Annotated in this window: 6 protein-coding genes and 1 riboswitch; of the genes, 2 read left to right on the top strand and 4 right to left on the bottom strand. The window is 49.5% G+C overall.

Features of this window, described 5'->3' with window-relative positions:
* Window positions 1-339: 339 nt before the first annotated feature.
* The 4 genes from G519_RS0140930 to G519_RS0140915 all read right to left on the bottom strand — a co-directional run bounded on the left by G519_RS0140930 (window position 340) and on the right by G519_RS0140915 (window position 4,960).
* Window positions 340-2,733, bottom strand: coding sequence for an ATP-dependent DNA helicase (locus G519_RS0140930; protein WP_029199451.1), 2,394 nt, complete (start codon window positions 2,731-2,733; stop codon window positions 340-342).
* A 135-nt stretch (window positions 2,734-2,868) separates the two neighbouring features.
* Window positions 2,869-4,281: a M23 family metallopeptidase gene (locus G519_RS53220; RefSeq protein ID WP_029199450.1), complete on the bottom strand. Its 1,413-nt coding sequence runs from the start codon at window positions 4,279-4,281 to the stop codon at window positions 2,869-2,871.
* Window positions 4,282-4,382: 101 nt separating this feature from the next.
* A complete protein-coding gene (locus G519_RS0140920) occupies window positions 4,383-4,610 on the bottom strand; it encodes a cold-shock protein (RefSeq protein ID WP_029199449.1) in 228 nt (75 codons plus the stop codon).
* A 149-nt stretch (window positions 4,611-4,759) separates the two neighbouring features.
* Window positions 4,760-4,960, bottom strand: coding sequence for a cold-shock protein (locus G519_RS0140915; protein ID WP_029199448.1), 201 nt, complete (start codon window positions 4,958-4,960; stop codon window positions 4,760-4,762).
* A gap of 339 nt (window positions 4,961-5,299) precedes the next feature.
* Between G519_RS0140915 and G519_RS0140910 the strand changes: the two genes are divergently transcribed.
* Complete coding sequence (locus G519_RS0140910; RefSeq protein WP_051254232.1) at window positions 5,300-7,414, top strand: multicopper oxidase family protein; 2,115 nt, start codon at window positions 5,300-5,302, stop codon at window positions 7,412-7,414.
* 99 nt (window positions 7,415-7,513) lie between these two features.
* Window positions 7,514-7,613, top strand: a riboswitch (purine riboswitch).
* A 69-nt stretch (window positions 7,614-7,682) separates the two neighbouring features.
* Entirely contained in the window at window positions 7,683-9,017 is a 1,335-nt protein-coding gene (locus G519_RS0140905) for a 5'-deoxyadenosine deaminase (protein WP_029199446.1), read from the top strand.
* The last annotated feature ends 139 nt before the right edge of the window (window positions 9,018-9,156 follow it).

Below are 9,156 nucleotides of genomic sequence, written 5' to 3'. Positions count from 1 at the left end.
CATAGGTGCTTTTTCTTTGTTTGTCTAGATTAATAAATACTTTATATTACAAATTAAGTAAATATTTGATGTGAGGTTTGATGCATCGGTAATGCTATAAATTCCACTATTTTTTGTTCGTGAATGAGTTGGGACTGTAAGCATGCTAGATATATCTTTTCATTGGAAATATCCAGCACTGTAAAAATTCCAATGCCATTCAATTCACTCTTTGATTCCCACAACTACAGAGAATTACTTCCTGCTGCAATGAAAGGCGAAGATCCCTCTAGATAAAAGGGTTCTTCGCCTTTTGTGGTGCCTCGCTTTAAAAGTTGCAGGGCTTTATTCGCTAATAAATTAACGACGCTGTGCCTGCAGCACTGTGTAGCCGCGCCACTCTTCTGGCAGTAGACGTTGATACAGCGGCTGAAGGTAGCGGTCGTCGATCAACAGCAGAACGCCGCGATCCGTTTCGGAGCGGATCAAGCGCCCGCCAGCCTGCTGCACTTTGTTCATACCCGGGAACACATAGGCATACTCGTAGCCATTTTTGCCGGTTCTGTCCATGTACGCCTTGATAAGGTTCCGTTCTGGCCCAAGCTGCGGCAAACCGACCCCGACGACGGCCACGCCTGTTAGCCGGTCTCCTACCAGATCAATGCCCTCCGAGAAGATGCCGCCCATCACAGCAAAGCCTACATGCGTCTTCTCCGTTCCCGCTTGAAACTCCGCTAGAAAGTGCTCCCGCTCCTCCTCCGACATCTGCGTTTGCTGCACGAGAACTCGGAGCTCCGGTTGCTCTGGATGCAATGCCTCCTGTTCACCAACGAGGTCAGTGAAAGCCTCATACACGCTGCTCATATAAGCATACGAAGGGAAAAACACCAAATAATTACCCGAACGCTTCGCCAGCAGCTCATACAGCGAGCGGGCAATCGGCTCGCGGCTGCGCTCACGATCCTGATAGCGAGTTGAAAGAGGCTGAACGAAGACATCCAGCTGCTCTTTGGAAAAAGGGGACGGCACCGTCACGGAATAGTCGTCCTCCCCAGCTCCAAGCGTGTCCATGAAATAGGACAGCGGCGAAAGGGTCGCCGAGAAAAACACATGCGACCGATACCCCTTGCCCATCTGCTGGAGCAAATGGGACGGATCAAGGCAGAACAACTTCACTCTGACCTCGTTCCTGTCACATTCCATGAACGTCACATACCGTTCATCGTACAGTTTCGCAATGCGCACAAAATTTTGTGCGCCGAAGTAAGTCTCTAGCAGCAGCGGAGCCGCAGGGGGTGCTGCCGTCGCGGGCTCGGTTTCTGCGCCTTGCAGGCTTCCCGGGCTTGCCAAACCTCTGGCCCCGGCCAGCTCCTTTTCCGCTGCTGCAATAAACACGTCCAGCAGCCCAATCAATGCCTCCGGCAGCTCCGGCTCCACCTGCATCTGGCGATCCCCAATCTGCTTACGCATCGCAATAAAGTACTGATTAATGGCCTTGGCCGCATCATGCAGCTCGGCTCGAGCGCCCTTGAACTCCCGCTGCAGCGCAAGGAAATCCGATTTATTTAAACTGCTGGAATACATCTCGCGCGCACGGTCTACTAAATTATGTGCCTCATCTACCAGGAGTGATGTTTGCCGCTTCTGTTCCTCAAACAGCCTTTTTAAATTCACACGAGGATCGAAAATGTAATTGTAATCGCAAATGACAGCATCTGCTGCATAGGCGACATCGAGTGAAAATTCAAAAGGACACACCCGATGCTTTCGCGCATATGACTCAATGACTGTGCGGGTCATGATCGTCTCATGTCTCAGTAGATCGAGCACAGCTTCATTAACTCGGTCATAATAGCCGTCGGCGAACTCACAATGCTCCTTCGAGCACCGTACTTCCTCCTTAAAGCAGACTTTCTCCTTCGCTGTGATCGTGACGACATGCAATTGAAGTCCCCCAGCATGCAGTAGCGAATAGGCTTCTTCCGCAGCGGTACGGGTCGTTGTTCTCGCCGTCAAATAAAAGATCCGCTGCAGCAGTCCCTCACCAATCGCTTTGACCGATGGAAACAGGGTCGACATCGTCTTCCCGATGCCTGTAGGCGCCTTGGCGAACAGCTTGCGTCCTTCGTTTATCGTTTTGTACACCGCACCGGCCAGCTTACGCTGCCCTTCACGATAATTCGGAAACGGAAAAGACAGCTCCTTGATGCTCTGATTCCTACGCAGTTCATGCTCGTTTCTCGCCTGTGCATAAGGATAATACCGCTCCAGCACGTCAAGCATGAACTGTTCAAGCTCGTCCGATGACACTTCCACAACAAATCGCCGAGTCTCTTCCGTATCGACCTGCATGTACGTGAGTTGAATTCGCATACGGCTTAGCCCTCGATCCTTGGCCACCATATAGGCATAGCATTTGGCTTGTGCCCAGTGAACTGGATAGGAATCCTCCTCGATCTGTCCAATATCGGATGAGGTTGATTTGATTTCGTCCACGGTAACCGACACACCATCCGCGTCCAACAGAAGCCCGTCACAGCGCCCATCAATGACAAATAAAAGATCCTCATAGGGGATCTCTGCTGAAACATAAACCTCATGCTGGTCCGACTCGCCGTATTGCTTCTGCACTTTTTGATGCGCTTTGGTCCCTTCCGTCAGCGCACGGCTCGTCCGAAAACCTGACTCAATGCTGCCGCTGCGATACACATATTCCACCAAGGAGCGCACGGAAATGTTGACGTTAGAGGTCATCTCTATTTTTCTCCGTCCTAGAACATTTGTTCCTTATTGTAGCATGCAACAGTACCAAATAGCTACTTCTCTCACGATCGTATAAAAAAGGACACCCTCTCTCTGTTCATGTTGAGAGTCGGCGTCCTATTCAATTTACCCCTTCGGCTGAACCCAGCGAAAAGGTGTCGTATTAAAAAACAAATTCGGATTGACCTGCACATTGTGCGCCCAAAAAGTAAAGTGCAAATGCGGCCCGGTCGAGAAACCGGTCGTGCCGACGAGCCCAATGATATCGCCCTGCTTGACCCGATCTCCTGCTTTCACGCGAAGCTCCGAGAGATGGGCGTACTGCGAGAAAAGCCCCATCCCATGGTCGATATAGATGGCGTTGCCGGTCAAATACAAGGGTTCCGCCAGCGCGACGACCCCGTCGTTCGTAGCTTTGATCGGGGTGCCTTCCTTCGCGGCCAGATCAATGGCCAGATGAGAGCTGTCGTATTTCCCGTTCACATAACGGGTGTACCCATACGGTGTCGTCAAAATCCCCTCGACGGGCTGCACGAACGGCCCGCTGAACAGAAACTCCGGCTCGGACTTACTTCGCGCCAGATCGATCTTCTTCTGGTCGGCTGCAATGCGCCCCGTGTCCTGCTTCATACTTTCCATCTGAGCCGTCACCTTCAGATACTGCGTTTCGAACTTCTTCGGTTGAATGGTCAGCGTCTGATCACCGATCGGATATTTCCCTGGCTTTGCACTCATCGTAATCGGCAAATACGTAAAATATCCCGTCCCATAAGGTTGAAGGGTATACGTTTTATCCAACCAAGTGATACTCCCAGGTTCGTTATGACGCACCAGCACCGCATCTCCAGGGGCTGCGCTATCGGGAACGAGCTTCCACTTCGAGCCGATGACCGCTTTGGCCTCCTCCTTGCTTCCGTAGAGCGCCGATTCCATTTTCAGTTGCTGCAGATGCTTTTTCTCCTTCAGAATGGCCTCTTTGACCTCAGCCGTCATACCGTCCACCCAGGTCTGTCCACCATCTGTCGTGATGAGCAGCGGGTTCTTACTATCTTTCGTACTGGCGAGAAGCACCCATCCGATGCGAGGGGTCAGGAACTGCGATTGCTTTACTTGCAAAGAGGCATTGCCCACTGTGACCGTAAGCGGTTTGGGGCTGTCCTGAGCGGTCGAGCCTGAACTTGCCTCAAGGCTAAGCAGCTCCGTAATCGGCCCGTCTGTTGGCAAGGAGCCTCCCGCTTCTTCGGCCGAGATGTCTGTTCCGAGCGCTTCTTGCCACTTCGCCCCGCCATCCTCTGTTCTCGCGATCCCATCTGCATATTTCACCCAGCCGCGATCAAAGTCCAACATACGAAATTCCACAGCCTCTCGCGGTGGTGGCGTTGGCAGCGGTGTTGCTACTGCAACTGCAGGCGTATTGTCTTTCCAAGAGAATGGTGCACCGAATGGCGATTTGCCAATCAATACCACCACACATGCGGCAAGTAGGAATGCGCCGGCCAATAGCGGCCAATGACGACGTTTTGTTGATTTCACTGACATTTATCCTCCCCAGCTTACAAGTGAGTTGTCTCTTATATGCCTACTTCTTCCGTGGGAACACAAAAAACCCGAAGACATCCGTGCCTTCGGGTTTCGTTATATTAAATTTGCACGCCCTTTTTGAGCGCCTTCTGATCCGTATTCGTGTTATTAACTAAAGGAAGTAACTTGACACTTCGAACCATAGTGGACTGACATAAATGACAAGTCGGCACGTGATCGAATGCAAAATTATCTCGCATCCAGCCTTTACAGCCTTCTTTTTCACAAGACCATACCGTCACATTTTCTAGAGGCATCTCTTCAAGCGACTTTTTTCTGGAATACATGGATAAACCTCCTTAGAGTTTTACGTTAGTAAAACTAGCTTGGTAAGCAGTGACGCAGCGTTCTGCTATTGACAAAACGTTCTCCGCCCTCATAAGCTAAATTGAAAAAGACTGCCATTACACAAGTAAAGGCAGTCTTTTTAATTATATTACAGTTTTACAACGTTTTCTGCTTGTGGTCCGCGGTTGCCTTGAACAACGCTGAACTCAACGTGTTGGCCTTCGTCCAAAGTTTTGAAACCGTCGCCTTGGATTGCGGAGAAGTGAACGAATACATCGTTGCCGCCTTCAACTTCGATGAAACCGAAACCTTTTTCTGCGTTAAACCATTTTACTGTACCAGTAGCCATGAGAAATACCTCCAAAAATTATTAACATGTTTTTTATTCTTCAAAGAGAAAAAATTCACACATTGTATAAGGTTCACTAACAAAAATGAAAACCCTTTACAATATGTGAATTCAGGTTCTTTTTGTCGATTGGATTCATCATACCATACCCCTCATGAAAACGCAAACTATTTCCAGTTGATTCATACAAAGTAACCGCTTACCTTAAGAAATGGACGAATGTCAGTCGATGTACTTTCAACCCCTACTTAAGTCTAGGTATTCACTTAGCCTCTGGACCGTATTCCGTATGAAGCAGGGGAACTATACTGAAGTTATCGATTCTTAGGAGGGTTTTCATTGTACAGCATAAGTGTTCTAATCATACTGTTTGTTAGTTTATTATTCCTCATATTCACCTGGATAGGGAGCGTCAAAGCGTCCCGATTACTATATAACCAGAGTCTGGAACGGATGCACCGCAAGGCAAGCAAGCTGCTTTTCTGGTCATGGTTTCCGGCTATTCCAGCTGCCATAATAATTGGAGCTATTGTCTGGATGCAGCAATCCATGGATCCGGTCTTCTGGCAAGACCGTGTGTTTATTCAAGCTCCACTGGTAGTTCTTCCTATTTTGACAATATGGTTCGTATCGGTTCCAAAACTGATCAAATTGCGATCCCTAACGAAACAAAGCTTAGCCGAGCCTGGTGCTGCAATTGAACCAACTATTTACCATAGAGCTGCTAGCCCCGGTCTCATTATTCCTTTTCAAATGACGGCTCTAGGCGCGCTAACCACTTTATATTTCTCACTCGTGCCTCCGGTTCCATTTCGGTGGTTGGACATTTCCATACCTCTGGCTGCCTTTGTACTCGCAACGGTTGGACTTTGGTCGAGACATCAAATTCGCTTCAAGCAGGTAAGTAAAATGGAAAATTATGTCGTTCCTACGTTATGGAAACGCGCCTTAACAATGGTAGGAGTTTTGGCTGTTGTGGCTGGATCCGCCTATTATTTGTTTATGCTAGCGGTGAACAACAGTCAATTGCCAGCGGAAATCGATATGGCAAGCGGGACACACGATTATGGCGGGCAGGCAGTAACGGCGAAAATGAGTCCGCATAATCACGGAACAGAGGGTATGAACGGCTCCTCCTCCTCTGCCAAAATGGTGTCTGTTGCTGACCTTAAGGGTCCGCGAGAAGGGACGCCGGATCGCCATTTTACACTTACAGCTCAGAAAAAACCGGTCACACTTAGCTCTGGCAAAACCGTGGATGCATGGTCGTACAATGGGCAAATTCCAGGTCCGGAACTGCGTATGAAACAGGGAGAGCTGGTCGAGATCACTTTGGTCAACGAGGATATCGAGCATGGCGTTACCGCGCATTGGCATGGTTTGGATGTGCCGAATGCCGAGGATGGCGTTGCCGGAGCCACGCAAAATGCGGTTATGCCAGGCGAGAGCTACACGTATCGCTTCCGCGCAGAGCAAGTGGGCACTTTCTGGTATCACTCTCACCAAGATTCACAAGAGGCAGTGAGCATGGGACTCTTCGGAGCATTAATCGTTGAGCCGAAGGTGGAAACCCTGCAGCAAGTTAAGGACATTACGGTCATGACACACCGCTGGAAAGGCAATAATTTCGCCATTGGCGAGTCAGATCAATTAGAACGCATGACAATCGCGCCAGGGACGCCTGTCCGCATGAGACTCATTAACACAGACGATTGGGTGCAGCAAAAATACACTCTTGTCGGCACTCATTTTGAGGTGTCAGCGATTGACGGAACGGAACTGAATAAGCCGGATGTATTGACTAATACACATTTGGTAGTGACTACAGGTGGTCGGTATGACATCACGTTCATCATGCCAGAGCGTCCTGTGTACCTGAATGTTGGCGATAACCGCAGCAGCGGCATCTTGATGTCACCAGACGGAAAGGGAGAACTTCCAGAGCTTTCTCAAACGATCGCTTTCGATCCCCTTCACTATGGTACCCCGACCTCAACACCCTTTGATGCAAATAGTCGGTTTGATCGAAATTTCACCTTAATTTTGGATAATAAACTGGGATTCTACAATCGTAATCTGAATTTCCTTTATACGTTGAATGGCGAAGTGTTCCCGAATACACCCATGCTAATGGTGAAAGAAGGCGATCTCGTCAAAACGACTATTGTGAACCGGGGTAACGTCGAACATCCCATGCACTTACATGGTCATCATGTGCTTGTGCTGTCTCGCAATGGTAAACCATCCACAGGCAGCCCTTGGTGGTCCGATACATTGGCTGTATTGCCAGGAGAAACTTATGAGGTAGCTTTCGTTGCAAATAATCCAGGACTATGGATGGATCATTGCCATAACCTCGTACATGCCGCAGCTGGAATGACGATGCATCTTATGTATGAAGGCGTTACGACGCCATTCTCGGTAGGAAGCGGAACGATCAATCATCCAGAATGATTGACTCCGTTTTCATAAAAGAGGGAGGAGATGTTAGATTACGTAACACACTGTTGACAAAATGGCCTGTATCCGATTACGCTATAGAAAAGCAGGAACTGAACTGAATACTACCCATTTCGTATAACCTTAATAATTGGATTAAGGGTCTCTACTTAGAAACCGTAAATTTCTAGCTACGAAAAATGTGCGCATGTCAGGCATATTTTTCATGGCTAGTTTTTTTGTGTCCATTGCTTCATACAATAATAGGAGTAGGAGGTTTATGATGACAACCATTCTAATTAAAGATGCGCAAATTGTGACCATGAACGGCAATGGAGATATTATTACTGGGGATATTTTCATCGAAAATGACCGAATTACAGCAATGGGTCCGGATTTGAATCCCGCACAGGTAGATAAGGTGATTGACGCCAAGCATCGTACGATCATTCCAGGCTTCATTCAAACCCATATTCATTTATGCCAAACTTTATTCCGCGGTAAAGGGGACGATCTGGAACTAATGGATTGGTTGAAAACGCGGATATGGCCGCTGGAAGCCTCGCATGATGAGGAATCGATCTATTATTCCGCCATGCTTGGCATCGGCGAGCTTATTCAAAGCGGTACAACGACGATCGTCGATATGGAGACGGTGCACCATACCGACTTTGCTTTTCAAGCTATTGCGGAGAGCGGTATGCGCGCTTTATCCGGCAAGGTGATGATGGACAAAGGGGACGAAGTTCCTTTTGCTTTGCAGGAGAAGACCTCCGAATCGCTCCAGCAAAGCGTCGATTTATTGGAGAAATGGAACGGCCACGACGATGGCCGCATCCAGTACGCATTCTCTCCACGATTCGTCATATCGTGCACGGAAGAGCTGCTGCGTGAGGTCCGCAGCCTATCGGAGCAGTACCAAGTGAAAGTGCACACGCACGCATCTGAGAATCTCGGCGAGATCGAGATTGTGCAGGCCGAGACTGGCATGCGCAATATCGTCTATCTCGATCATCTCGGTTTGGCGAATGAGCGCCTGATTCTGGCGCACTGCATTTGGCTTGATGAGGAAGAAAAGCGCATCATCCATGACCGAGGCGTGCATGTGAGCCATTGTCCCGGCTCTAACCTGAAGCTTGCTTCAGGCATTGCCGAGACACCAGACATGCTGAAGCTCGATATCTCCGTCAGCCTAGGAGCGGATGGCGCGCCGTGCAATAATAATCTCGATATGTTCAACGAGATGCGTTTGGCTGCGCTAATCCAGAAGCCGAACCATGGGCCGACGGCCATGAATGCGCAGACGGTCTTCCGCATGGCAACCATCGGAGGCGCCCGCGCGGTCGGCATGGAGAAGGAGATCGGCAGCCTCGAGGTCGGCAAGAAGGCCGACCTGGCCATTCTCGATCTCAACAACTTTCACACGTATCCGTCCTTCGACGTGGATCCGATCTCGCGCATCGTTTACTCCGCGACGCGAGCTGACGTGGAAACGACGATCATTAACGGTCGTATCGTCATGGAAAACCGCATCATGCGGACGATCGACAAAGACATCGTCCTGCCCGAAGCGAACCGCTCTATTCAGCGGTTGCTCAAGCGCGCCAATCTGCGCTAAGCGATACGCTAACGCATACAGGCCAGCAATCCAACTAGCGCAGCATGCTAGTCGGATTGTTGGCCTGTATGCGTCTCTTTAGATGCAAATCGGATAGCACATCTGGTGGCTGGTGGCTGGTGGCTGGTGGCTGGTGGCT

The organism is Paenibacillus alginolyticus DSM 5050 = NBRC 15375 (assembly GCF_000422905.1).
In the GTDB taxonomy this organism is placed as follows: domain Bacteria; phylum Bacillota; class Bacilli; order Paenibacillales; family NBRC-103111; genus Paenibacillus_E; species Paenibacillus_E alginolyticus.
The sequence above is the reverse complement of the archived record's forward strand: the minus strand, read 5'-3'. Positions and strand labels throughout refer to the sequence as shown.